Origin of the sequence: Aquisalimonas sp. 2447 (assembly GCF_012044895.1) — a bacterium.
Lineage (GTDB): Bacteria > Pseudomonadota > Gammaproteobacteria > Nitrococcales > Aquisalimonadaceae > Aquisalimonas.
Map to the genome: position 1 here is coordinate 1283758 of NZ_CP050695.1, position 23586 is coordinate 1307343.

Annotated in this window: 22 protein-coding genes and 2 pseudogenes; 9 read left to right on the top strand and 15 right to left on the bottom strand. The window is 63.7% G+C overall.

Annotated elements, in window-relative coordinates; translation table 11 throughout:
• Window positions 1-29 precede the first annotated feature (29 nt).
• The 9 genes from nadC to KU884_RS06050 form a co-directional block, all read right to left on the bottom strand.
• A complete protein-coding gene (gene nadC / locus KU884_RS06010; RefSeq protein WP_167781785.1) occupies window positions 30-866 on the bottom strand; it encodes a carboxylating nicotinate-nucleotide diphosphorylase in 837 nt (278 codons plus the stop codon).
• Window positions 863-1258: a monovalent cation/H(+) antiporter subunit G gene (gene mnhG / locus KU884_RS06015; protein ID WP_167781786.1), complete on the bottom strand. Its 396-nt coding sequence runs from the start codon at window positions 1256-1258 to the stop codon at window positions 863-865. The genes nadC and mnhG overlap by 4 nt, the downstream gene beginning before the upstream one ends.
• A complete protein-coding gene (locus KU884_RS06020; protein ID WP_371807957.1) occupies window positions 1251-1523 on the bottom strand; it encodes a monovalent cation/H+ antiporter complex subunit F in 273 nt (90 codons plus the stop codon). Before KU884_RS06020 ends, mnhG begins: the two co-directional genes overlap by 8 nt.
• A gap of 9 nt (window positions 1524-1532) precedes the next feature.
• Window positions 1533-2006: a Na+/H+ antiporter subunit E gene (locus KU884_RS06025; RefSeq protein ID WP_167781789.1), complete on the bottom strand. Its 474-nt coding sequence runs from the start codon at window positions 2004-2006 to the stop codon at window positions 1533-1535.
• On the bottom strand, window positions 2003-3523 hold the full coding sequence (locus KU884_RS06030) for a Na+/H+ antiporter subunit D (RefSeq protein ID WP_167781790.1): 1521 nt from the start codon (window positions 3521-3523) through the stop codon (window positions 2003-2005). Before KU884_RS06030 ends, KU884_RS06025 begins: the two co-directional genes overlap by 4 nt.
• Window positions 3520-3867 (bottom strand): Na+/H+ antiporter subunit C, encoded by a 348-nt coding sequence (locus tag KU884_RS06035; RefSeq protein ID WP_167781791.1) that lies wholly within the window; start codon window positions 3865-3867, stop codon window positions 3520-3522. The genes KU884_RS06030 and KU884_RS06035 overlap by 4 nt, the downstream gene beginning before the upstream one ends.
• 1 nt (window position 3868) lies before the next feature.
• Entirely contained in the window at window positions 3869-4297 is a 429-nt protein-coding gene (locus KU884_RS06040; RefSeq protein ID WP_167781792.1) for a Na+/H+ antiporter subunit B, read from the bottom strand.
• On the bottom strand, window positions 4294-6597 hold the full coding sequence (locus KU884_RS06045; protein WP_167781794.1) for a putative monovalent cation/H+ antiporter subunit A: 2304 nt from the start codon (window positions 6595-6597) through the stop codon (window positions 4294-4296). Before KU884_RS06045 ends, KU884_RS06040 begins: the two co-directional genes overlap by 4 nt.
• Before the next feature lie 106 nt (window positions 6598-6703).
• Window positions 6704-7753 (bottom strand): class I fructose-bisphosphate aldolase, encoded by a 1050-nt coding sequence (locus KU884_RS06050; protein WP_167781795.1) that lies wholly within the window; start codon window positions 7751-7753, stop codon window positions 6704-6706.
• Between the two features lie 224 nt (window positions 7754-7977).
• Between KU884_RS06050 and KU884_RS06055 the strand changes: the two genes are divergently transcribed.
• Window positions 7978-10203, top strand: a complete 2226-nt coding sequence (locus KU884_RS06055; protein WP_167781797.1) for a DUF1631 domain-containing protein — start codon at window positions 7978-7980, stop codon at window positions 10201-10203.
• An 80-nt stretch (window positions 10204-10283) separates the two neighbouring features.
• Window positions 10284-11105: a 1-acyl-sn-glycerol-3-phosphate acyltransferase gene (locus KU884_RS06060; RefSeq protein WP_167781798.1), complete on the top strand. Its 822-nt coding sequence runs from the start codon at window positions 10284-10286 to the stop codon at window positions 11103-11105.
• A 73-nt stretch (window positions 11106-11178) separates the two neighbouring features.
• On the opposite strand, the gene KU884_RS06065 is transcribed toward KU884_RS06060, so the two are convergent.
• Window positions 11179-12063, bottom strand: coding sequence for a DMT family transporter (locus KU884_RS06065; protein ID WP_167781800.1), 885 nt, complete (start codon window positions 12061-12063; stop codon window positions 11179-11181).
• 106 nt (window positions 12064-12169) lie between these two features.
• Between KU884_RS06065 and KU884_RS06070 the strand changes: the two genes are divergently transcribed.
• The 3 genes from KU884_RS06070 to KU884_RS06080 all read left to right on the top strand — a co-directional run bounded on the left by KU884_RS06070 (window position 12170) and on the right by KU884_RS06080 (window position 13954).
• Entirely contained in the window at window positions 12170-13051 is an 882-nt protein-coding gene (locus KU884_RS06070; protein WP_254432194.1) for a LysR substrate-binding domain-containing protein, read from the top strand.
• A 190-nt stretch (window positions 13052-13241) separates the two neighbouring features.
• The gene (locus tag KU884_RS06075; RefSeq protein WP_167781801.1) at window positions 13242-13415 is read left to right on the top strand and encodes a DUF1289 domain-containing protein; all 174 of its coding nucleotides are present in this window, start codon (window positions 13242-13244) and stop codon (window positions 13413-13415) included.
• Between the two features lie 206 nt (window positions 13416-13621).
• Window positions 13622-13954 (top strand): hypothetical protein, encoded by a 333-nt coding sequence (locus KU884_RS06080; protein WP_167781802.1) that lies wholly within the window; start codon window positions 13622-13624, stop codon window positions 13952-13954.
• On the opposite strand, the pseudogene KU884_RS06085 reads toward KU884_RS06080, so the two are convergent.
• Window positions 13941-15011: pseudogene (locus tag KU884_RS06085) on the bottom strand (DUF2855 family protein). The gene KU884_RS06080 and the pseudogene KU884_RS06085 sit on opposite strands and share 14 nt — an antisense overlap.
• A gap of 601 nt (window positions 15012-15612) precedes the next feature.
• Between KU884_RS06085 and istA the strand changes: the two are divergent.
• A pseudogene (gene istA / locus KU884_RS06095) lies at window positions 15613-17135 on the top strand (IS21 family transposase).
• Entirely contained in the window at window positions 17122-17862 is a 741-nt protein-coding gene (gene istB / locus KU884_RS06100; RefSeq protein ID WP_167781427.1) for an IS21-like element helper ATPase IstB, read from the top strand. Before istA ends, istB begins: the two are co-directional and overlap by 14 nt.
• Here the strand turns inward: istB and KU884_RS06105 are convergent.
• A complete protein-coding gene (locus KU884_RS06105; RefSeq protein ID WP_167781807.1) occupies window positions 17859-18758 on the bottom strand; it encodes a low specificity L-threonine aldolase in 900 nt (299 codons plus the stop codon). The genes istB and KU884_RS06105 overlap by 4 nt on opposite strands.
• A gap of 406 nt (window positions 18759-19164) precedes the next feature.
• Between KU884_RS06105 and KU884_RS06110 the strand changes: the two genes are divergently transcribed.
• Window positions 19165-19515, top strand: a complete 351-nt coding sequence (locus KU884_RS06110) for a hypothetical protein (protein ID WP_167781809.1) — start codon at window positions 19165-19167, stop codon at window positions 19513-19515.
• A gap of 135 nt (window positions 19516-19650) precedes the next feature.
• Here KU884_RS06110 and KU884_RS06115 read toward each other — a convergent pair whose 3' ends face one another.
• Window positions 19651-19920 carry a hypothetical protein gene (locus KU884_RS06115; protein ID WP_167781810.1) on the bottom strand — a complete coding sequence of 90 codons (270 nt, stop codon included), beginning with the start codon at window positions 19918-19920 and terminating at the stop codon, window positions 19651-19653.
• Between the two features lie 804 nt (window positions 19921-20724).
• Between KU884_RS06115 and KU884_RS06120 the strand changes: the two genes are divergently transcribed.
• Complete coding sequence (locus tag KU884_RS06120; RefSeq protein ID WP_167781811.1) at window positions 20725-21267, top strand: hypothetical protein; 543 nt, start codon at window positions 20725-20727, stop codon at window positions 21265-21267.
• A gap of 281 nt (window positions 21268-21548) precedes the next feature.
• On the opposite strand, the gene KU884_RS06125 is transcribed toward KU884_RS06120, so the two are convergent.
• Both KU884_RS06125 and KU884_RS06130 read right to left on the bottom strand, forming a co-directional pair.
• Entirely contained in the window at window positions 21549-22283 is a 735-nt protein-coding gene (locus tag KU884_RS06125) for a 1-acyl-sn-glycerol-3-phosphate acyltransferase (protein ID WP_167781813.1), read from the bottom strand.
• Window positions 22284-22931: 648 nt separating this feature from the next.
• Window positions 22932-23576: a hypothetical protein gene (locus tag KU884_RS06130; protein WP_167781814.1), complete on the bottom strand. Its 645-nt coding sequence runs from the start codon at window positions 23574-23576 to the stop codon at window positions 22932-22934.
• Window positions 23577-23586 lie beyond the last annotated feature (10 nt).

Consider the following 23586-nt stretch of genomic DNA (forward strand, 5'->3'; position numbering starts at 1 on the left):
AAAATACAACGCAATTCGGGGGCAGGACACTAGACTTTCCGGAACCGCATGGATAGATCCACTGCGCGCACATGCTTGGTCATGGCGCCCACGGAGATGAAGTCCACGCCGGTGGCCGCGATGGCGGCCAGCCCCTGTTGCTCGATGTTGCCCGAGGCCTCCAGCCTGGCCCGGCTTCCAGTCCGTTGGCGCGCCGCCGTCAGGTCTTCCAGGCGGAAATTATCCAGGAGGATGATGTCCGCGCCAGCGGCCAGGGCTTCGTCCAGTTCGTCCAGGTTCTCCACCTCCACCTCCACGCTGACGCCCGGGTGCAGGTGCTGGCTGGTGGTCACGGCGGCGGTGATGGAGCCGGCCGCCATGATGTGATTCTCCTTGATCAGAATGGCGTCGTAGAGCCCTTGGCGGTGATTGGTACCGCCACCGCACGCCACCGCGTATTTCTGCGCCGCACGCAGGCCGGGAACGGTCTTGCGGGTGTCGAGGATCCGGGTGCCCGTGCCTGCCAGGGCATCCGCGTAGCTGCGGGCGCTGGTGGCGGTGGCCGACAGCAGCTGCAGAAAATTCAGCGCCGTTCGTTCGCCGGTGACCAGACTGTGGGCCGGACCCTGGAGTTCGCAGAGCAGCGTGTCGTCCGCCACCCGGTCGCCGTCCTCCACATGCCAGTGAATTTGCACTGCGGGATCCAGCTGCCGGAAGGTTTCGTCGAACCAGGGACGACCACAGACCACCGCCGGTTCGCGGCTGATGACCGTTGCTTCCCCGGTGCGGTCACAGGGAATCAATGCCGCGGTGAGGTCGCCGGCGCCGACGTCCTCGGCCAGGGCGCGCCGGACATCATCGGTAACGGTGGTCGGCGGTGTTGTCATTGCCGCTGACTGTCATCGTCGTCGGTCTGCTCCGGCGGCGAGCCACTGTGGAGGTAGTGTCCCCTGCGGTCGAGATTGTCCCGCAATTCGTCTTTCAGGGTCTTCTGCCACAGCGGGGCGCCGGTGAAGTAGCCGGCGCGACCGATCATATGGGCGGCCACCGGCGCGGTGAGCACCACGAAAGCGAGGATGGCGACGGCACGCACCGAGACTTCCGGTGACGTGAAGTAGATCCCCGAGCCGACGGCGATCAGCCCGGCGCCCAATGCGCCGGCCTTGGTGGTGGCATGCATGCGTAGCAGCAGGTCCGGCATACGCACCGCGCCGATGGCGCCGATGAGGATCAGCAGGGCGCCGGCGAGCAGCATGATGGCGGTCAGCACCTCACTCATCGGTCTTGCCTCCGCGCTCCAGGAAGCGGGCAAAGCCCACGGTGGCCATGAACGCCGTCAGTGCCAGGACCAGTGCTACGTCCATGAAGGCGGGGCGACCCACCTGGATGGCGTAGACCACCATGATCGCCACGGCGATCAGGGCGATGAGCTCCAGCGCCACGACACGGTCTGCGAGGCTTGGCCCCAGCACCAGGCGCACACCGGTCAATGCCAGCGCGAGCACCAGGATCAGCAACGTTGCAACGGCGACCCATTCCATCAGGAAGTCCCCTTAGCTGAGCAGTTCGACAACACGGCGTTCCAGATCCTTGAGGTCGGCCCGCAGCGCGTCCTCGTCGTCGATGTGCATGGCATGAATGTACAGCACGCGATTGTCGTTGGAGACATCAATGCTGAGCGTCCCCGGTGTCATGGAAATGAGATTGGCAAGGATCGTGATGGCGGCCTCGCTGCGGGTGTCCAGAGGCAGACCGATGACCCCGGGCCGCATGTAGTGCGTTGGCGTGAGCACCTCGTAGGCCACCCGCAGATTCGACAGGATCAGCTCCCAGATGTAGAAGACCGTGAAACCAATGACCTGGGGGATCTTGCGGGTGTAGCCCAGCATGGTGCCGCTGGTGCGACCGACCAGCGCCAGGACCAGGTAGCCGAAGATGAAACCGGCCACGAAGCCACTGCCGGTGAAGTTCCCAGTGAGCGCCACCCAGACAAAAGCGAGCAGGATGTTCCAGATGAACAGGCTCATTGGTCACCCCCCAGTACGGCATCCACATAAATCTGCGGATCCAGCATCTGTTCGGCCGCCGCCATCAGTACCTCGTAGACCGGCTGCATGCCGACGCCCAGCAGCACGGCCAGCAGCGACAGGGCGCCAATGGGCAGCAGCATGATGGTCAGCCCCTTCTCGGACAGACTCTGCTCGAAACGGCGTGCGCGCTCGGCGTACTCCTCGGGCTGCGGTTTCCAGAAGGCTTCCGCCCAGATCTTGATCATGGAGTAGAGGGTCAGCATCCCCACGCCCAGTGCCACCGCAACAATACCCCAACTGGCCTCCTCGACACCGGCGCGCACCAGCATGTATTTGCCGATGAAGCCGGACAGCGGCGGAATGCCCGCCAGTGACAGGGCGGAGGCCAGGAACAGGATGCCCAGGAAGGGACGCTCCCGCCACAGGCCACCGACCTGCTTGAGTTCGTGGCTGCCCCGCAGCAGGTAGATCACCCCGCCGATCAGGAACAGATTACTCTTGGCGACGATGTTGTGGATGATGAAGTAGATCCCGCCGGCCAGGGCCAGGGGCGTGAACAGTGCCAGGGCCATGAACATGTAGCCGATCTGGCTGACGATGTGGAACGACAGGATGCGGCGTATCTCGTAGTAGCGCGCCGCGCCCAGTACGCCGGTGACCATGGTGAAGCCGCCGATCCACAGCAGGATCTCGTGAGTGTAGCCGACGTCGTGGTTGAACAGCAGCGAGAAGAAGCGGAACAGTGCGTACACGCCCACCTTGGTCAGCAGCCCGGCGAACAGTGCCGAAATCGCTACCGGCGGGGTGTGGTAGGACGCCGGCAGCCAGAAGAACAACGGGAACGCCGCCGCCTTGATGCTGAATGCCACCAGGTAGAGCATGCTCACCACGGTGACCAGGCCCTGGTTCTCCACCTCGTCAAGCTTGCCCACCAGGTCCGCCATGTTCAGCGTCCCGGTCATGCCGTAGGTCAGGCCCACCGCCGAGAGCAACATGATGGACGAGAGCAGGTTGAGGGTGACGTACTTGATCGCCCCCTCCATCTGCGCGCGCTCGCCGCCGAGGATCAGCAGCGCGAAGGAGGCGACCAGTAGCACCTCCACCCACACGTACAGATTGAAGATGTCACCGGTGAGGAACGCACCGCATACACCGGAGAGCAGCAGGTGCAGCAGCGGGTAGTAGCCGAATTTCTCGTGGTCCTCGCTCATGGTGGGCAGCGAATAGAGCGCTACCGCAAACCCCATGAGCGAGGCCATCAGTGTCATCACCGCACCGAGAATGTCCGACACCAGGACGATGCCGTACGGCGCTGGCCAGTCGCCCAGAGCGATGGTGAGCACGCCGGTCGGCGAGGTGTAGGTGTTGTACAGCAGAACAATGCTGGCGATCAGCAGGGCACCGGTGCCGATGACGCCCAGCCAGCGCTGCGCCGCATTGGACTTGTACAGAACAATGGACAGCGACCCGAAAAGGAACGGGATAACGACCGGAAGTGCAACTTCTGGGCTCACGTGTCGGTACTCCGCATTTTGTCCAGATCATCCTCTTTCACGACCTGGTAGGCGCGGTGGATCAGCACGACGGCAAATGCCAGAACGCCGAAGCCGATAACGATGGCCGTGAGAATCAGCGCCTGGGGTAGCGGATCCGCCCAGCCGCCGGTCGGCAGCGTCTCGCCGGGGGCGATCAGCGGCGGCAGGCCGCGCTCGAGGCCGGAGACGGTGAAGATCAGCAGGTTGGCGCTGTTACTCAGCAGGATCAGCCCGATCACGAGCTTGACCAGGGAGCGGCGCAGCATCATGTAGATGGATGCGGCGAACAACGCGCCCACAACGAATGCCATGAGGGTTTCCATGTCAGTCCTCCGCTTCCGCCAGGGCGAGCACGATGGCCATCACCGAGCCGATCACCACCATGTAGACGCCGATGTCGAACACCAAGGGCGTGGACAGCTTGATTTCACCCAGCACCGGCACTTCCACGGGCCACCAGATGGCGGCGAAGAACGCCCGCCCTTGGAAAATGGCGGGAATGCCACTGAGCGTGGCGATGAACAGTCCCGCCCCCAGCATCATGCGCGGTTCCATCCACATGATGTCGCGGGCACCGCGGGTGTCGAAGGCGAAGGCGTACAGGGAGAACGCCACCGCCGCCACCAGCCCGGCGATGAAGCCGCCGCCGGGTTCATCGTGGCCGCGTAGCAGCACGAACAGGGAGAACAGCAGCAGCAGCGGCATCATGAACCGCGTCGCCGTGCGCAGAATCAGGGAATCCATGCCGGTCATTGGGCCTTGTCCTCCGCGCGGAATCGGATCATGGCGTAGACGCCGATGGCGGCCAGACCGATGACGAAGATCTCGCCCAGGGTGTCCAGCGCCCGGAAGTCCACCAGGATGACGTTGACGATGTTGCGGCCGTGGCCTTCCGGCTCACTCCAGGCGACCAGGGTGTCGGAGATGGGGTCGGTGACCGTGGCATCGTTTACGGCCAGAATCAGCAGGGTCATCAGTCCGCCGAGAGAGATGGCCACCGCGGCATCCCGGACCCGCGTGCCGGCACTGGAGTAGTTGATGAACTCGGGCAGGCGGAACAGCACCAGCACCAGCAGGATCACCGTGAGTGTTTCCACCATGATCTGGGTGGTCCCCAGGTCCGGTGCACTGAAGAGCACATAGATCAGCGCGATGCCGAAACCGACGATGCCCAGAGTTGCCACGGCGCCGAGCCGGGAGCGTGTCACCGAGGCGAAAACCGCGCCGGCCACCACCAGGGCGGCCACCACCGCCTCGTAGAGATTCACCTCCGCCAGGGCCAGCGGCATGGGCGTGTCGGTGTGGCCCAGCAGCGTCCAGCCGGTGAGGCCGACGATGCTGAGCACGATCACCAGCAGATAGTTGCTCATGTAGCCGTTCTGGAGAATCCTCGTCTGCCATTCGGCGACCCAGACGATGGCGTCCATGAAGCGCTCGTAACCGCGCTCGGCGCCGAAGCGGTCGATGAATGTAAGGCCCTTGAATCCATCGAGTACCGCATCCCATTTCCAGAACAGGATCAGCCCCAGAATCACGGCCAGGATGCTCATCATCAGCGGCGCGTTGATGCCGTGCCAGAGGTAGAGCTCCACCGACAGCTCGGCGCCGAACACGGCTGCTACCGCTGGCTGCACGATGGTCATGGCCGGGATGAATCCGAGCAGGCCGAAGATCAGGCTGAGCCCGGCCAGGACCACCGGTCCGGCCAGCATGGAGGGCGGTGCCTCGTGGGGCGTTTTCGGCGTTTCCTTGCGGGCTCCGGTGAAGGGCCGCAGGGCGAACACCGCCGCCATGGCGACGATCATGATCGCCGAAAGCACTGCCAAGGTCGCGGTGAACACGGCCATGCCGCCGCGCGCGCCAAGGGTGGCCTCGAACATCAGTTCCTTGGCGATAAACCCGAACAGCGGCGGCAAGCCGGCCAGTGAGAGGGCGGCAACGCAAGCGGCGATGAAGGTGATCGGCATCAAGTGCCGCAGGCCGCCCATCTTCGTGACGTCCTTGGTGCCGGTCTCATGGTCCAGCGCGCCGGCGAGCATGAAGAGCGCCGCCTTGTAGAGTGCATGGGCAAGCAGGAACGTCATGGCGGCAATGATGGCGCCTTCGGTGCCGATGCCGATGAGCATGGTCAGCGTGCCCAGAGCCATGATGGTGGTGTAGGCGAGGATTGCTTTGACCCCGGTGCTGCGCAATGCCATCACCGAGCCGGTGAGCATGGTCAGGGCACCGAAGATGCCCAGCATGTAGAACCACAGGTCGCTCTCCGCCATAGCCGGGTTCAGGCGGGCCATCAGGTAGACCCCGGCTTTCACCATGGTGGCGGAGTGCAGGAAGGCCGACACCGGCGTCGGCGCGGCCATGGCGTTGGGCAGCCAGAAGTGGAACGGCACCTGGGCGGATTTAGTGAACGTGCCGAACAGGATGGCCAGCAGCATGCCGGTGAAGAACGGTGCGGCGTGGAGGTCGTCCGCGGCGAGAATGCCCGAGAGGGTGTATTCGCCGCCAGCCGCCACTGCCAGCATCACCAGCCCGGCCAGCAGCGCCAGGCCACCCGCCACGGTAACGATCAGCCCCTGCAGCGCATACCAGCGCGCGTTCTTGTCCTCGTGGTTGAAGCCGATGAGCATGTACGAGGTGATGCTCGTCAGCTCCCAGAACACGAACAGGGTGATGATGTTGTCCGACAGCACCAGCCCCAGCATGGACGCCATGAAGGCGAACATGATCGCGTAGAACCGCGGCAGGTACTCGTGACCGTGCAGGTAGCCGCCGGCGTAGATGATGATGAAGGTGCCAATGCCGGAAATGAGCAGGGCGAACAGCAGGCTCAGGCCGTCCACCAGGAAGCTCAGATTGACGTCCAGCCCGGGGATCCAGGGGTAGGTGATGATGACCGACTCGCCATCGGCGATGGCCGGCACCCAGGTCAGGAAGTAGACGAACAGCGCCGCCGGCAACAGGGCCAGCAGCCAGCCGGCACGCTCGCCGAAGGATCGGGTGAGCCACGGCGCCAGCGCGCACAGTATGAAACCGGACAGTACGGCGAGAAGCATTGTTCGGCCTACCCCCCAAATGGTCGCGGACCCGCGCAAACAGCCCGAGACCTTAGCCTAGCTGCCCCCGCCCGACAAGACATGGCGGGGGCAGTGCGAAGCGGTGTCAGGCGACGCTGATCGTGTCGTCCAGGTAGACATCCTGTATAGCGCGCAGCAGTTCCACCCCCTGCTCACGCGGCTTCTGGAACGCCTTGCGCCCGGAAATCAGCCCCATGCCTCCGGCACGCTTGTTAATCACGGCCGTGCGCACGGCGTCAGCCAGATCGGTGGCGCCGGAACCGCCGCCCGAGTTGATCAGGCCGGCGCGCCCCATGTAGCAGCAAGCCACCTGGTAGCGCACCAGGTCGATGGGGTTGTCGGTGGTGAGCTGCTCGTAAACCGACTTGTGGGTCTTGCCGTGGCCCACGGCCGGATAGCCGCCGTTGTTCTCGGCCATCTTCTGCTTGACGATGTCGGCATTGATGGTGGCAGCCAGGTGGTTGGCCTGGCCGCTGAGGTCTGCCGAGACGTGGTAATCGCTGCCGTCCTTCTTGAAGTCCGGGTTGCGCAGGTAGGCCCAGAGCACTGTGGCCATGCCCAGCTCGTGGGCGCGGGCAAAGGCCTCGCTGATTTCCTGGATCTGCCGGCGGGACTCCTCGGAGCCAAAGTAGATGGTGGCGCCCACCGCGGCCGCGCCCATGTCGAAGGCCTGCTCGACCGTCGCGAACAGAGTCTGGTCGTAGATCTCCGGGTAGGTGAGCAACTCGTTGTGGTTGATCTTGACGATGAACGGAATGCGATGCGCATACTTCCGCGCCACCGAACTCAGCACCCCCAGCGTGGAAGCCACCGCGTTGCATTCGCCTTCCAGGGCCAGTTCAACGATGTTCTGCGGGTCGAAACAGGCCGGGTTGGGGCCGAACGATGCTCCGGCGGAGTGTTCCACACCCTGGTCCACCGGCAGGATGGAGAGATAACCGGTGCCGCCGAGGCGGCCGGTGTCGAACAGTGACTGGAGATTGCGCAGCACGGCGGGTTTGCGGTCCTTCTGGGCCACCACCCGGTCGATGTAGTCGGCCCCCGGCAAGTGGATCTGCTCCCTGGGGATGCCTTCGCAGCGATGGCTCAGCAGTGCTTCGGCTTCGTCGCCCAGCAGGGCCTGGATGTCCGTCATTCCTGATTCTCCACTGATTTGTTCGATTGCGCCGCGCCCGGTGTACCGGATCGCGTGGGCGTTAGTCGCGACCGCGCGTGCGCCGGGCAGGGCCCCGATTATAGGGATTTTTGGCCGCGGCAGTAACCGGATGCAATGGCTGTGATGCGAATCACAGTGGTGTTTCGTTACATGGCCTATAACTGTGGAACTGGAAAAGGGATTCGCGAATCACGGTGAAGGCAATGTCCACGGAGAACAAGATCATCCACTTCGGGAGCAGTGCGCGCGGCGCGCGGACGGGCCTGCAGGAGCGTTTCCGGCGGCTGGCCAACGAGCGGCTCATGGCGCTGCTGCGCCACATGCTTGATCAGGCTGATGATGCCTTGTTCGAGCGCGCCGAGAAGGCGGGCAGCAATCAGGAACAGCAGCTGTTCTTCGAGGCCATGCGTGAGGTTCGCCGCGGTCGCAGGGCGTTTGAGGAGCGTTTCCTGGAGCGTCTGGAGGCGGCCCACCTGGGAGAGCCTGTCGCCCGGCAACCGGGTTCGGCGGCAGATCAGGGCGACGAGTTGAGCCTGGTGGATGATGAGCACCTGGAAGAAGAACTCGCCATCGACGGCATGGTCTCCAAGGCCCAGACCCGGCACAGCCAGGCGCTGGCGCATTTGTGTGAGCGTCTGGATGCCGACAGCGACACCGCCTGGGCGACCGCCGAGACGAATCCTGTTGACCCGCGCCGGATCGGTGCCGCCCTGGAAGAGGGTGCTGCGGTGCTGGAGATGGAGATCCAGCCGCGGCTCATTCTCTACAAGTTGTTCGATCGCTATGTTGTAACGCAACTGGGCGGTTTTTACCAGGAACTCAACCAGCTGTTCATCGATGCCGGAGTGCTGCCCACCATACGGCCGAAGGCGCGACCGTCCGATGGTGGTACCGCGGTGCCGCGGCGGCCCACGCAGCCACGGCGCCCTGGGTCCAGCCCTGGCGACGTGTCCGCCAGCGGCTCCGGGGAGCTTTCCGGTCGTGAGGCGGAAGAGGCCTTTGCCGTCCTTCAGAATCTCCTGGCGGCGCGTCGCCCGGAAACCGAATGGTCCGGTACCGGTTACACAAGCGGCGGCCAGGCAGCGCCGGTTGGTGAGGTGCTGGAGGCCCTGTCCGGGCTGCAGTTCCAGGCCGCGCCGGAGACGGATCCGGATGCCGGCAACGTCGTGCCACTGAGCCCCGATGTGCTGAAACAGCGCGTGCGGCAGCAGATGGGGCGGGGTGACGCCGCGGCCCTCGGGCAGGCCGAGGACGACACCATTGATATCGTCAGTATGCTGTTTGACGCGGTACTGGAGGATCCCAACCTCCCGGACAGCATCAAAGCGGTGTTGGCCCGTCTGCAGATTCCGGTGCTCAAGGTGGCATTGCTGGATCGTGCCTTTTTCAGCCAGCGCAACCATCCGGCCCGTCGTCTGATCAACGATATCGCACGGGCAGGAGTGGGCTGGACTGAGAGTGACACCCCCGCGAAGGATCCGCTCTACCAGGCCATCGAGCGTATTGTCACCCGGGTTCTGGACGAGTTCAGCGACGATGTGACGGTGTTCGAGAACGCCCGGGAGGAGTTCCGGCAGTTTCTCGAGGATGATCGTGCCCGGGCGCATCAGATCGAGGAGCGCACCCGCCAGGCCGCCGAAGGCAAGGCCAAGGTGGACTCCGCCCGGGAAAAGGTCGACGCGGCCATGCGTGAGCGGATCGGTGGGCGACAGTTGCCGGACTGCGCGGAGCGGCTGTTGCACGAGGGGTGGTCCCAGGTGCTGTTCATCGCCCTGCTGCGGGAGGGCGAGGACAGCGAAGCCTGGAGAAAGAAGCTGGACGTGGTGGAGCGACTGGTCTGGAGTCTGGACCCGAAGCCCGACCATGCGTCGCGCAAGCAACTGGTCAGCGAAATACCGCCGCTGCTGCACGATCTCCGCACCGATCTCAATGCCGTGATGTTCAACCCCATCGAGATGACCAAGCTGTTCAAGGCGCTGGAGGAGGAGCACATCAAGACGCTCTCCCGTCGGCCCGACGCCGCGCCGCCGGTGGCTGACACCACTGGGTCACAGCAGCCGGAAGTTGCCGGGGTGACGGGTGAAGCCGAGCCAGAGGAGACCGTCTTTTCCGGCGAAGCGCTGGAAAGCGCCGGTGATGACCTCGATGCCTACCGCGAGCGGCTTGACCAGGTAGCAATTGGCACCTGGTTCGAATTCCGTCAGGACAGCGGCAAACATCTGCGCGCCAAGCTCTCGGCGCGCCTCAGTGGCGGAGATCGGCTCATCTTCGTCAACCGTGCCGGTTTCAAGCTGGCCGATCGACGGCGTGATGAACTGGCCGAAGCACTGCGGAAGGAAAGTGTGCTTTTGCTTGATGACAACATGCTCTTCGACAAGGCCCTGGAGAACGTGGTTGCGAACCTGCGCTCCATGCGTGACGCCCGCTGAGAGGGCTGAGTTCGGCTCCTGCTTGTGGCGGGCGGCTGACCGTGTCGTAGAATAGGGCGTATTTGCCGCAGGGAGTGGCCATGCGCACGCTACGACGCATCATTCGCATTCCACTGTTACTGATCCATGTGATTGTCGGTATTGTCGCCATCCTCCTGGGCACCGCCTGGGACCGGTTGCGTGGCCATCGACTGCACGGTGGCGTGGCGCGTTCCATGCAGAAGTTCTGGTCCTGGAGCATCTGCCGGCTCCTCGGTGTGCGGCTGGCGGTGGAAGGCCAGCCCATGACGCCGCCGCCGGCGCTGCTGGTGAGCAATCATCTCTCCTGGCTGGATATCCTGGTCATCACCGCCTACTGGCCAGTCTCCTTCCTGAGCAAGTCCGAGGTCCGGTCGTGGCCGGGTATCGGTGCAGCGGCCACCGCGCTGGGCACTCTCTACATCGAGCGCGGTGCCCGCAACGCCTCGGGCCAGGCAACTCAGGTGATGGCGGAGCGGCTACAGGAAGGGCATCGGGTGGTGTTCTTCCCGGAGGGCACGACCAGTGCCGGCCGCGAAATGCTGCCGTTCAGGCCACGCCTGTACCAGGCCGCGCTGGACGCACAGGCGCCGGTGCAGCCAATAGTGTTGCTGTATCTCGATGATTCCGGCGACGTCAGTGCCAATGCGCCGTTCGTTGACGACGAGGGTCTGCTGTCCCACGTGGTGCGTCTCGCCGGCGAGCGCTTTACGGACTGCCGCATTCGTGTCTGCGACCCCGTTCCCGTCGAGGATATGCGTCGCAGTGACCTTGCGCGGCATAGCCGGGCACGGATGCTGGAGGCCCTGGGCCTTGACCCGGAGCCGCCTCGCCGTGGACAGCGCAACGGCGAGGCGGCGACGGCGGAGCGGGCCAGCGCCTGAGCCCGGACGGGCTTGCGCGAATACCTGAAAGTGTAGTCGTGGCAACGGGGCGGATTCCTCATGGCGAGTGCTGTCATGTTGTCGGGCGACGCTGGCGCAGCCACGGACCCTGGGTGACCAGTGCTCCGGCAACGACGGCCATGGCCGCGATGGCCAGCTCCAGGCTGGGTGCACTCCAGCCGAGACCCACCAACAGCGTCGCCGCGATCACCGGCACCAGGTAGGCCAGTACGCCCATCAGCGATGCCGGTCCCCGGCGCAGTGCATAGCCCCAGGCCATGAATGCCAGGCCGTACGGCCCTACGCCGATCAGTCCGGCGGCCAGCCAGTCGGTGGCTGTTGTCGCCACCGGGGTCGCCTCGAATACCAGGTGCAGTGCCAGCACCACGAGGCTGGCGTGAAGAAACAGTGAGTGGTAGCCCCGTGCGGAGAGCGCGCCGTGCTGACGCAGAAACACGGAAAAGGCCACCCAGGATGCACCGCTGGCAAGGGCGGCAGCGTAAGCGCCGAATCCGGTAGGTATCCCCTCGGCATCGGCAAGGATCAGCGGTACCAGCCCGATGAAGGCGACAGCGGAGCCGAGCAGCGTGCGTCGCCGCAGGCCCTGCCCGGCCAGACGATCAACGACCAGCACGAATCCCAGCGGCCAGGTGTAGGTGACCAGCGTAACCCGCGCCGGGTCGCCTTCCTGAAGAGCAAGGAAGTAGAAATAAAGGGCGCCGACCAGGCCGCCTACGCCCCCGATCCAGTAACCCCATGTCCGCGATCTCGAGGCCACGGTGGCGGGTGTCTGGAACCGCGCCATGACACCAGCGAGGCCAGCCGCAGACGCCATGGCAACGGCGGCGACCAGCATCGGCGGCAGCTCTGCCAGGCTGCGAAGCACCGGCAGGCCGCCCCAGAGGCTGACCGTGAACACGCCAGCCAGAATGCCCGTCAATGCCGTGTGATTAATCAATTTGGCCCTCCCTTGTGATCATTTGCCGTCGCTACTGGTGGCCAATAATGTGTACGTTGTCCAGCTATCACGGAAACGAAATTCAGTAATCGGGTGATCACGAATCATGATGACGCAGTCCCTACAGCCGAGACCTCTGGATCTCGTTCTTCTCCAGACCTTCGTGGGTGTGGTGGAGGCGGGTGGTTTTACCGCGGCCGCCGAGCGGCTTCACCTGGCCCAGTCAACGGTCAGTGCGCACCTGGGGCGTCTGGAGGAGGCGCTGGGGCGGCAACTTTTGCAGCGCAGCCAGCGGCATGCGGTGCCGACGCCCGCGGGCGAACGGCTATTGGCGCATGCGCGGGAAATGCTGCGCCAGAATGCCCTGGCCTGGCAGGACGTGCTCGAGCAGCGGCTGGATGGCGTCGTGCGGTTGGGAATCCCCGATGACTACGTGGTGTATCTGCCCGAAGCGCTGGCGGCTTTCGAGTCACGGTTCCCCGGCGTGGACCTGCAGGTGCGATGCGGTCTGAGCATCGACCTGGTGACGGAGGTTCGCTCCGGAGCGCTGGACCTGGCGGTGGTAACGCGGCAGCCAAAAAGCCCCGGCGGCGAGGTGTTGCGGAGGGAGCCGCTGGTCTGGGCCGGATCAACGGTGCACGATACCCACTACCGTGTGCCGTTACCGCTGGCGTTGTCGAGGGAGGGTGTCTGCGTTTTCAGGGAGCGCGCTCTGGCCGCACTGGACGCGGCCGGCGTTTCCTGGCGGGTTGCGTACACCAGCGCCGGGCTCTCGGGGCTGCTTTCCGCCGTGCATGCCGGGTTGGCGGTCACCGTGCTAACCCCCTCGATGTTGGGTTCGGGGTTGCGGATCATCGGCAGTGACGAGGGACTGCCCGACCTTCCCGCGGTGGAAGTGGCCCTGCACCGGAGCCCTGGCAGACCCAGTGAGGCGGCACGACAGCTCGCGCTGCAGCTCCAGGAGCGTCTGGAGATCGGACCGCTGTGAGTTCGCTCTCTACAACCCGGCGAGCGCCTTGCCGAGCCGGATTCGCTATTCTCCATATCAGAGACTCAACAAGACAGGAGTCCGCATCCGTACGTTCAAGGCACTTTTCGGATGAATTGCAACGTTATAGTCTCCGTCCTTCAGTGGTCATGAGACGGCCCTACCCGTAACTGCAGGAGAAAGCGTTGCCATGGCCAAGGAGATTGAAAGCCCCTGTGTCGAAGTCTGCCGTTTCAAGGGGGATGTCTGCGAGGGCTGTGGTCGCAGTAAACGCGAGATCCGGGCTTGGCACGGTATGAAACGCAAGGATCGGATCATGACGGCGAGGAAGGCGCGCGAGCGTTTGAAGAAAGTGCCTCGTTGAGCGGCCACCCCTCCACGACTCGCCCAGGGGGGCTTCAGTCCGCGGCGTGGACCAGGGCGATATCGACTGATCAATGAAGAGATGGCGTCTCTCTTTAGCGCGCTGCGTGCCTGATGGCTCCTCGCCGGCACTCGCTCACGGGATGCCTGGGTGGGCGGCGACGATACCGTATCGGCCTGTTCGACGCAGGAAACGAGACGTTCACCATGCACGACGTGGCCACGGATCGGGCCCGCCCCTACGGCATCGTGGTGCACGACGGGCAGCCATGGGCCGTGTTGTTCGGCACGAATCGGCTGGCGACTGTCGAGGAGGGTGAGCTGATGGAGATCGAACTGCCCCGCGAGGACACCCGTCCACGCCGCCTGGCCATCTCGTCCGACGGGCTGGTGTGGTATGGCGATTACGCCACCGGGTACTCGGCCGCTACGATCCGGACACTGGTGAGGCGCCGGGGTGTCCACGACACCGGGGGAAGTCCACCGTCGAGCGATGAGCGGACGGTCCTCACGGGCTCTTTGGTGATCAGTCCAGGGTGACGATGTGGCCCTCCTGAGGTGGCACCTTACCCCGCAGCAACGAACGGGTTACGCGTTCGGCGGCGTCGAAGCGGTGCCCCTCGACAACCCGGATGACCGGAACATCAGAGTTCGCTGCACGCTCCAGAAAGGACGACCAGGCGGCGCCAAAGCGCTTGCCGAACACCTCACGCCCCCACTCCTGCTGGCTTTTCCGGATCTGCTCCGGCGCAAAGAAAAACGTCGGCCGAGGGCCGGGCAGTTCCATTTTCCGGGGAAGCTCGGTGGTCTTTGCCGAGCCCACAACGGAGCTAAATCGTAGCTCGTCGCCGAAGTGGTGATGGATGGTGCTGCGCAGGTCGCGGTTGCCGGCGAAGTCCACGTATAGGGTGGCTTTGTCTGTGGGCAAAGCAGTCACCTCACTGTAGTCGACAATCTGATCGTAGAAACCGGTTCCCCGGACGAAGTCCGCATTGGTCGCGGAGGTCAGTCCAACCACCTCAATGTCATCGCCCGTCAAGGCAAAGGCGGTACCGTAGGCCGTCTTGCTGGAGGCGCTGGAGAGAACGATCCGGTTGGCACCGAAGAAGTCGTTGTCCCGCAGGTAGTTCGCCAACGTATAGGAGGTCACGAAAAGTGGGCGATAGATCGCCTGCAGCGCCTCAGTCTCGGGCGTATACAGCGGATCCTGAGCGCAACGCACATATTGGTTGTAGCCGGAAGGCAGCTACCGGCGGTGGGGCATATCGTCAACGAAACCGCCGGCGGTCACCCGACTAGGCCGTACGCGCAGCGTGTCGGCGATGGGTAGATACCCGTAGATGCGTTCACCCACCGCCAGATCGTCCGTTGTCGTCGCCTCGACCTCGGCAAAACCCCAGACCGGCATCTGTCCCCAGGCGGAATCCGCGACGGGGAAAAAGTCCCAGTACTGCATTGGCTCGCCGTAGGCCGCGTAGGTGATATTGTTTGTAGTCAGCGAGAAGCGGTGCACCCGCAGCAATGCCTCGCCGGCTTCCAGCGAGCCGTTGTCCGGCTCACTGACCATCTCCATGGTCTCCAGATCATCCTTGCGCATAATCAGCTTGTGCACTTGCCGCGAATCGTTCACTCACCTGCTCCTCATTCTCCGCAAAACAAACAACCTGCTGCTACTGACCACAGCGGAGGAGGCACTATGCTATCAGCACTGTCGGCGAGCTGAACCGTACCGGCTTTGCAGGAGGCTCATTGGTGCGAGTCGCACCATACCGAAAGCGGACTTGCGTTCGTGACGAGCCACCGGCCGTTCAGGGTTGATTATCGGCATGCCCGAGCCCAAGGCGGGTAAACGTGATGCCTGAACTAACGCGAGTGGAGGGTTTCCAGGAACTGCCTCACCTGTTCTTCGCTGGTCGCCCACGAGCAGACCAGGCGGGCGAGGTCGTCATGGCCAGGCCAGACGTGAAACTCGAAGCCGGCTGACTTCAAGCGCGCCAGTGTCTCCGGCGACGCCTTCATGAATACTTCGTTGGCTTCCACCGGCCAGTGCAGCGAGGCATTGTGTCAACGGCCAAGTAAATTGACCCCCTGCTGGCCAACAGTTTTGACCCACCTTCGGGTGGCCGTTGGGCCACAGACATGCGTAGCGTCCCGGCCTCGACTGAGGCGGCAGGGGCGCGGCAGTGAAGAGGTGGGTTGTGATACACAAGATCAAGGGGCTCTACGACGACGGCCGCGGGCTGTCCATCCGGGCGATCAGCCAGGAGCTGGGCATGTCGCGGAACACGGTGCGCAAGTACCTGCGCATGGACGAACAGACGGTGTGCGCGCTGCAGTCGGATCGCTCGCGCACCAAGCGGCTGGATCTCCAGCGCGACTACATCGCCTATCTGCTGGATCGCTATCCGCGGCTCACGGCGGTGAAGATCGCCCGCAAGCTGCGGGAGAAGCTCGGTGACCTGGACGTCTCCGAGCGCAGTCTGCGCCGGTATGTCCAGCAGATGAAGCGCACGGTGGCCACGGCGCAGCAGCGCTACTATGAGCCGGTTTTGGATCTGGTGCCGGGCGTGCAGTGCCAGGTCGACCCCGGCGAGCTGCGCGGGGTGGTCATCGGCGGCGAGGGGCGCACGGTCTACTTCGTGGTCTTCGTGCTCGCCTATTCACGGCTGATGCACGTGGGGGTGTCGCTGCGACCCATCGACACGACGACGTTCATGCACATGCACGACGAGGCCTTCCGCGCCTTCGGCGGTGTGCCCGAGGAGTGCGTGTACGACCAGACGAAGATGGTGGTCATCAGCGAGCAGTTCCGGGAGCTCACCCTCAACGAGCGCTTCCATACCTACGCCACCGCCGCCGGTGTGCGCATCCACGCCTGCGAGGGCTATGACCCGGAGAGCAAGGGTAAGGTCGAGGCGGGGTGAAATACGTTAAGGGCGACGGGCTCTACGGCGAGACCTTTGCCGATGAGCAGGCACTGCGCGGCCACCTGCAACACTGGCTCGACACGGTGGCCAACGAGCGCTGCCACGGCACCACCGGTCGGGCGCCACGGGAGCTGTTCGAGGCCGAGGAGCGGGCCCATCTGCGTGCCTATCTCACGCCCCGGTGTCTCACCGCCGTCGACCCGGCGGCCACGGTCCGCAAGGTCGACAAGACGGGGCTGATCGCCTGGCGGGCGAACAAGTACTCCGTGCCCATGCGCTACCAGCAGGGCCGCGTCGGGGTCGTTGATGACGGCAGCACGCTGCACGTCATGGATCTGGAGACCGGCGAAGTGGTCGCCACCCATGGACTGTGCGCCGGCAAGGGCGAGACGGTGCGCAACACCCACCACTACCGCGACCACGCGCAGCGCGTGGCGGATCTGGAGGCGAGCATCCAGACCCGTCTGGGCAGCGCCCTGGGGGAGCAACTCTGTGGCCAGCTCAAGGCCACCGACCCGCGGATCTACAAGGACCAACTGCGTGGCGTCCGGGAGCTGCTGCGCCGCTATCCGCAGGCCGACGCCGGGCTACTCGCGGAACTCGCCGACCGCCCCGGCACCAGCGCCAGCACCGTCAAGCACTACCTCGAGGCCAGCGAGCGCGCCGATGCCCGCGGACGGGACGATACCGCCGGGACCGCAGCCGCCTCGCGGCTGCCCGACACGGGGCTGGAGGCGTACGCCCGCCTTGGCCGCCCCAGCGGCCACCAGGAGGTGACCCATGAGCCGGCTTGAGGACACCGCAGGGCGCTACCGTAGCCTGCGCTGCAGTGCCGTGGCCACGGAGCTGCCGGATCTGCTCGCCCGGGCCGAGGACAACGCGCTGTCGTATCTCGCCTTCGCTGATCTGCTCGCTGAGCGCGAGCAGCACGCCCGCGAGGCCAAACGCCTGCAGGCCAACCAGCGCAAGGCACGGCTGCCTGGCGACAAACGTCTGGAGGCGTTCGACTACCGCCACCAGACCACGATCACCAAGCGCCAGGTCAACGCCTTGCTCGACTTCGGCTTCGTGGATAACCGCGAGAACCTGGTGTTCATCGGCCCGCCCGGGGTGGGCAAGACCCACCTGGCCATCGGCATCGCCCGGAAGGCCCTGGAGGCCGGTTACAAGGTGGCGTTCCGCAACGCCCTAGCCCTGGTCGAAGAACTCGAACTCGCCGAGATGAAAGGCGAGCTGAAGAAGAAGATCAGCCACCTGGCACGCTTCGATGTACTCATCATCGATGAGCTCGGCTACCTGCCCATGAGCCGCCAGGCACGCTACAACCTCTTCCAGCTCATCCACAGCCTCTACGAGTATCGCTCGGTGATCCTGACCACCAACAAGGACTTCACCGACTGGGGCGAGTTCTTCCACAACGACAACGTCGCGGTGCCGATCATCGACCGCGTCATCCACCACTCACACATCTTCATGCTGGGAGGCGAGAGCTACCGACTCAAACAGAAAACCGCCGGCTAGTCACCGGCACCCGGGTCAAAGTTGTTGGCCACGAACGGGTCAAAATAAATGGCCATTGACACATTGCTGCTGTTCTCGATACCGCGGGCCAGTTCGGCCGCCCGCGCATTGGCCTGACGGCCCAGTTCCAGCCAAAGGTCGGCATCGAGCATGGCCAGAAGCTGGGTAGAAACGTAGCGCATCTTCGAAAGCAGATGGCCGCCCCGCTTGCGGCGGCGCTCCATGCCCTCGATCCATTCCGGGTGGTTGAACACCACGATGGCTTCGGCGCCCAGCGCGCCGCTCTTGGTCAAGCCGAATGACAGCACGTCGACACCGGCTTTCCAGGTGATCTCGGCCGGTGTACAGCCCAGCGAGGTCACGGCATTGGCAAAGCGCGCCCCATCCATGTGCAAGTGCAGTCCGCGCTCATGGGTGATCGCGGCGATGGCGCTGATGGCAGCGGGCGAATAGACGGTGCCGCACTCCGTCGCCTGCGTGATGGAGACCACCGACGGTTTGACGTTGTGTACGCCGTGCCGACCAGCCGCATCGATAGCCCGGGCCAGCCGGTCGGCTTCAAGCAGGCCGTTTTCACCCGGCAATGGCACAAGTTTGGCGCCTCCGGAGTAGAACTCCGGCGCGCCGTTTTCGCTAGTGTGAATATGCGCCAGTTGGTGGCACATCACCGCACCCCAGGGCGGGGAGAGTTCGGCGATGGCTATCGAGTTGACCGCCGTGCCGGTGGCGATCGGCAATACCCGGCAATCGGTCTCGAACAGTTCGGAAAAGCGACCATCGAGGTCACGGCTCCAGCTGTCTTCGGAGTACGCCGCTGCGTACCCTTCATTGGCCTGCGTGATTGCTTCAATCATGGCCGGATGGGCCGGGGCTTCATTGTCGCTCTTGAAGTTCATCTTCCTGTCATCGAATGGGAATCGGGCGGTCGATAGCCTAGCATTAGCGCTTCCCGGTGTTCGCTGCAACAACACTCGCCTGTGGCCTCGACAGGCCACCGCAGCGTACCGATGGACTACGCCCCGCGTGCCCCCGGTAGCTTTTCCGCAGGCGCTCCTGACTATTCGGCTGCGATTCCCTACAAAACGGCCTGGTGTATGGGTGGCTTGTGCTGGCTCAGGGTCGCTGTGCGACCCTTTGCGGACCCTCGCATCGTCCACTTCAGCGTCCGCTTACCGGATCACTGTCGAGCGACGCCGAAAGCCCACCCTCTGGCTCCACCGTTGTGATCACGGTAACCTTCTAACTGAATGCGTAAATGCTCTTTTGCGCCATTCCTTGTCACGTTTCCGGAGAGGTGAATTCTTGATTAACCGAGCCGCGCTCATCCTGAGATACAAAGAACCGGCCGTTCACTGGATCAATGAGGTTGATCCCGCCCCGGAATCGACTCCCTTATCTCTCTCCGAAGTAAACCGGGAGCAAACCGTTTATCTGATCAGTGATGAGGACGCAGATACCGACAAGACGCTCCGCCAATGGGTGCAAGATAATTTCAGTGCCCTTTGGGAGTCGGAGCTTGAGGCGTGGTACACAGATGAATCCTTATGGCCTACCAACAGAACCATGAAAAAGTTCGATCAATGGTTTGATGTTGAATGCCATACAGTAGTCATTGACACGTTGGACGCGCCGCTAGTCGATGATGACGCATGAGTAAGGCTACCTCAGTGCACGGTAGCGAGACCGCTGGTGGGTTGCGTGTTGTTTGTAGACGGAGTTCGACACACAGCGGTCATGGCCCCTATGCCTGCCAACGACCAGCGGCCAGCCCGCGGTCGCGTCGGGTGCTCAGTCCATATCTCGCGCTGGATAGCGCTCACAGAAGTGCTGGAGCACCAGCTTGAGCTTTGCGGTATGCGCCGTGTCCCCTCTAGCTTCGCTTGCGGCGATATCGTCCAGAATCATTCGCTGTATACGGGGTTGCCCATCGTCCGTGTGCACCAGGTAGTTACCCATCTCCAGGGCGATCATTTCATGGCAGTGCTCATGCTCGGCAATCGCTTCGACCTCTTCCTGGGTCAGGTCCGTCATGCCCACACAGTCTTCATAGGTCAACATGGTTCATCCTCCTTATATAGCCGTGGGGCCCAATGGTCTTGAAGATGTCTCGAAAAGCGGCGTCACGGCGGCGTCGCCGATAAGCGCAGCACTCGAACCATTGCGTCTCAGCCCTTGGGAGCCAAGTTACTCCGGGTGCGGCCCCTGCTGTCTTGACGCCGATCAAGGGCCGGCTCCAAATCGGCAAAAAGCCAAGTGTCCCTAGCGATTTTCCTGGCAGGCCGCCTCCGACGTGGTCCCGACAACCGGCCCCAGGGCGAGCGAGCGGGAGAATCCCGGCGCGCTGTGCCTACCTTCTGCGTATTCCGGCCTATCGTGACCGCCCATTCCGATTGAACGTGACCGCGGATTCCGGCTGAACGTTGACCAATAGCGGCCCCTGGTGTCGGAGTAATCGAGGACCGCTTTGGCTCTTCCTCGGTGCGCACTCCAATGATGCGAAGTCGATAAGATGCGAAGCAACGGGCATGCGTTTGAATGTCTTCCCGCATAGCAGCATTCCTTTTCCTATGCCGTCTCCAAGAGTGCCGCTCACCCACTGAGCCGTGCGGCGCTGTCGCTATCTGTCTCCAGCAAGGGCTCCGCCCGGCCTATGGCTGGTGGAACGCCCGGTTACGTTCGCCGGAATACGCATAGGTCGCGGCCCTCTGGCACCATAGGACAGCCAACGCCCGCGGAGCGGTCGAATAAAAGAGGTGGGTGATGATGCCCGGTGGGAGCGACGACAACAGGCCGTTTTCTTCATTCCAGCCCGGGTCCCTTATGCGCCGTCAACAGGATACGGGAGATAGGGAGGAGCCTCCGGTGCGGGCTGCAAACGAGCAAGGCAGTGCGAATGCAGCTCCTCTGATCGAGGCGCTCGAGGCGATCATCGCTCATGCAGGGCGAAGCAGCCATGTTGGCCAGATGGCCAGACAAGGGCTTGATGCCTACCACATGGGGCATCTGCGCGTGGCAAGCCTGCCCCCGGTTGGTCGCTTGCGCGGCGCCTCGGACTGGCCTGTTATCGTGCGCGGCGAAATCCGAAAGCTCCAGACCCTCGGGCGGAGCCTGAGTGCGAGTGCTGATAATCCGGCCGCCGTCCTCGATCACCTTGATGTGGCCGTTGATGACATCCTGAGCTGGCTTCACGATGCCATCGACGTCATTGCCGAGCAGATCGAGATCACCGGCAGTGATCGGCGCTCGGTCCAAGAGGCTATAGGCAACATGGCGACGCAGTTCCACCAAGGGCTTCGCAATGATCTCTCGGATCAGCGCCGGCGCAACAGTTTCGAGCGCTTTTCCGATCTCGCTGAATCGCTTGACCAGGAGATGGCGCGCTGGAGTACACTCCCGGTGCAGTGAGGACTGAGCGCACGCCAGTTCACTCGACGGACACCCTTCCCGTGAACGTCTCCATCGCCCGGTTCAGACTCAGCCGACTCGGCTCGTCTACACGGCAGAAAGGCTGCGGCAATTCGCAGTGGTCCTGAGATCACACGCGATCCTATGGTCAAAGGACGGTGCCCGACCCTTACCGGTCATTCCGTGAGTGCTGATCCTATGGCCGCTTTCTTCAGGAGGCCCTCTGGTTCTGCCCGAACCAGCGCGGACGAGTTGGGAGTGGTATTCATTCCGAAGGCCAGTCATGTCCCTCGGCGCCGTCGCGCAATACCGACATCGACCAGCCCCCCCGCGATCCAGTCCCGCACCAGCCGACTGACCTCGGCCGGGGTGCGTTGTGTCGTCGCAATGGGGGGACCGATCCGAACCGTAATCAGACCCGGCCGCTTTCGCCAGTCCTGGGTCGGCCAGCAGTAGCCCGAATCGACGGCTACCGGCACCACCGGCACGCCGTTGGCGCAGGCGAGCCGCGCCCCGCCTTGCAGGAACCGACCCAGCTCACCGTGACGCACCCGCATCCCCTCCGGGAAGATCACCACCCAACGCCCGGCTCGGATGTGCGTGGACCCGTGCTCCTCAACCTCGCGCATCGCTTCCCGGGGGGACTGTTCGCCGACGCTGATCTCCTCCAGTGCCTTTAGCGCCATGCCATAGAATGGCAGCCGGAACAGCTCACGCTTGACGACCCATGACAGCCGTGTCGGGAAAATCGTCCGATAGGCAATGGTTTCCCAAGCCGATTGGTGATTCGACATCACCACGGCCGGCCCCGGCGGCAGATGCTCCAGTCCGACAACGCGATAGCGCACACCACAGCAGACCCGCAACCACAGCAGGTTTGCCCGGCACCACAGCCGCGCCGTATCCTCGCGCACGCCATAGGGTAAACGCCAGAAGGCGACGATCAGCAGAGCGAAGGGCGGTGTGATTGCGAAGAACCCCGCGAAAAACAGCGCAGATCGCAAAGCTGAGACCATCCAGACCGTTGCCCCTTGTCAAAGCCCTGCCCCCAGTGTGGCAGACTCGAGATGGAAAACCCCTGCGCCCTGCCGTTGCCGAGCGCTCACGCCTGCCCTTGTGCGCCCGGGGTTGCGCTGTCGTGGCTCAGCAACCCAGACCGCTGCGACCGTCCCCTTGGCCCCTCACCGAACCCCACCATGGCACCCCATTAGTCGCCCAGTGAGCGCCGGCGACGATAGGGTGTATCGGTCTGCCGACGGGGCCCGAGGCCCAATTGCGATGGTAGAGTTGGAACGGTGGATCGCGAACGACCCAAACCGGTCAGTCGTCCGGGCAGGCCCAATGGCCCCTCTTGAGGGTAGAGCCGACGCCGGTGATTGGGGCAACGGCATATGCTTCCTTGGTGAACCAAGCCTCCAAGGCGTTCCCAGGTCACCACCTGGCGGCGGCGCGTCTGATCGCTCTCAACGGCTCTGCGCGCCATCGACCAGATGGCTTCCGTGTGGTCAATAATGCGTTGCTGCCCCCTGAAACGGAACGTGGGAATCAGGGGCAGCGACAGCTTGGGCCAGGCCGTCCCCTACCTCCATGACCACATCCCGCATGATCTGGAAATGAGTGAACGCCAGGTCATTGGCAGTCGTCAGACCGAAAGGCGAATATGCCTACGCCGCGTCAGCGGTGCGTCGGTAACGCGCCATGAACCAATAGACCAGTGCGTGGGTCAGCGCCCAGGTCAGGGTGGAGAGCCCGAGCACCACCAGTAGCCACAGGCCACGGGGCATCTCGATGGCCAGCCGCTCGGAATGGTGCACGAAGTTGATATTCTGTTCAGGGGTGGATAGTAGGAAGGCGGCGATCAGGATGCCCCAACCGATCGGTGCCCAGTAGCGCCAGGCACGCCAGTCGTAGCCGAGTCGCCAGACCAGCCAGAACAGCAGGAAGGGGAGCAGCAGGTGGAACAGCGAGAGACCACGGATGAATAACGGGATGGCCGGGTCGAACATGTAGTCCGTGATGCCCAGCGGCGGCGCCCCGGAACGCAACAGCCCGATGGTGAACGCCGCGATCCAGACCAGTTCGGGTAACAGGATGGAGATGAGCTGCATGCTCAACAGTCTTCGGCTTTCCAGCCATACCCCCACCAGGCCCAGCAGCAGGGCGGCATTGGAGAACCAAAGGAAGTTCACCAGCCCGTACCACCACGTGTAGGCGGGGACTAGAATGAGCACGAAACCGAGGTAGCTATATTTCAGCCCTCGGGGGATGGTGCCCCTGTCCTGCTGGGGAAAGCGGAAGTAAAGGCGCATCAGCCAAGCA

What these genes read in the sequence shown, in the direction of transcription:
- nadC (WP_167781785.1), bottom strand. Translation starts at nt 866, where the DNA reads ATGACAACACCGCCGACCACCGTTACCGATGATGTCCGGCGCGCCCTG.
- mnhG (WP_167781786.1), bottom strand. Translation starts at nt 1,258, where the DNA reads ATGAGTGAGGTGCTGACCGCCATCATGCTGCTCGCCGGCGCCCTGCTG.
- KU884_RS06025 (WP_167781789.1), bottom strand. Translation starts at nt 2,006, where the DNA reads ATGAGCCTGTTCATCTGGAACATCCTGCTCGCTTTTGTCTGGGTGGCG.
- KU884_RS06035 (WP_167781791.1), bottom strand. Translation starts at nt 3,867, where the DNA reads ATGGAAACCCTCATGGCATTCGTTGTGGGCGCGTTGTTCGCCGCATCC.
- KU884_RS06040 (WP_167781792.1), bottom strand. Translation starts at nt 4,297, where the DNA reads ATGACCGGCATGGATTCCCTGATTCTGCGCACGGCGACGCGGTTCATG.
- KU884_RS06045 (WP_167781794.1), bottom strand. Translation starts at nt 6,597, where the DNA reads ATGCTTCTCGCCGTACTGTCCGGTTTCATACTGTGCGCGCTGGCGCCG.
- KU884_RS06050 (WP_167781795.1), bottom strand. Translation starts at nt 7,753, where the DNA reads ATGACGGACATCCAGGCCCTGCTGGGCGACGAAGCCGAAGCACTGCTG.
- KU884_RS06055 (WP_167781797.1), top strand. Translation starts at nt 7,978, where the DNA reads ATGTCCACGGAGAACAAGATCATCCACTTCGGGAGCAGTGCGCGCGGC.
- KU884_RS06060 (WP_167781798.1), top strand. Translation starts at nt 10,284, where the DNA reads ATGCGCACGCTACGACGCATCATTCGCATTCCACTGTTACTGATCCAT.
- KU884_RS06070 (WP_254432194.1), top strand. Translation starts at nt 12,170, where the DNA reads ATGATGACGCAGTCCCTACAGCCGAGACCTCTGGATCTCGTTCTTCTC.
- KU884_RS06075 (WP_167781801.1), top strand. Translation starts at nt 13,242, where the DNA reads ATGGCCAAGGAGATTGAAAGCCCCTGTGTCGAAGTCTGCCGTTTCAAG.
- KU884_RS06080 (WP_167781802.1), top strand. Translation starts at nt 13,622, where the DNA reads ATGCACGACGTGGCCACGGATCGGGCCCGCCCCTACGGCATCGTGGTG.
- istB (WP_167781427.1), top strand. Translation starts at nt 17,122, where the DNA reads ATGAGCCGGCTTGAGGACACCGCAGGGCGCTACCGTAGCCTGCGCTGC.
- KU884_RS06105 (WP_167781807.1), bottom strand. Translation starts at nt 18,758, where the DNA reads ATGAACTTCAAGAGCGACAATGAAGCCCCGGCCCATCCGGCCATGATT.
- KU884_RS06115 (WP_167781810.1), bottom strand. Translation starts at nt 19,920, where the DNA reads ATGTTGACCTATGAAGACTGTGTGGGCATGACGGACCTGACCCAGGAA.
- KU884_RS06125 (WP_167781813.1), bottom strand. Translation starts at nt 22,283, where the DNA reads ATGGTCTCAGCTTTGCGATCTGCGCTGTTTTTCGCGGGGTTCTTCGCA.
- KU884_RS06130 (WP_167781814.1), bottom strand. Translation starts at nt 23,576, where the DNA reads ATGCGCCTTTACTTCCGCTTTCCCCAGCAGGACAGGGGCACCATCCCC.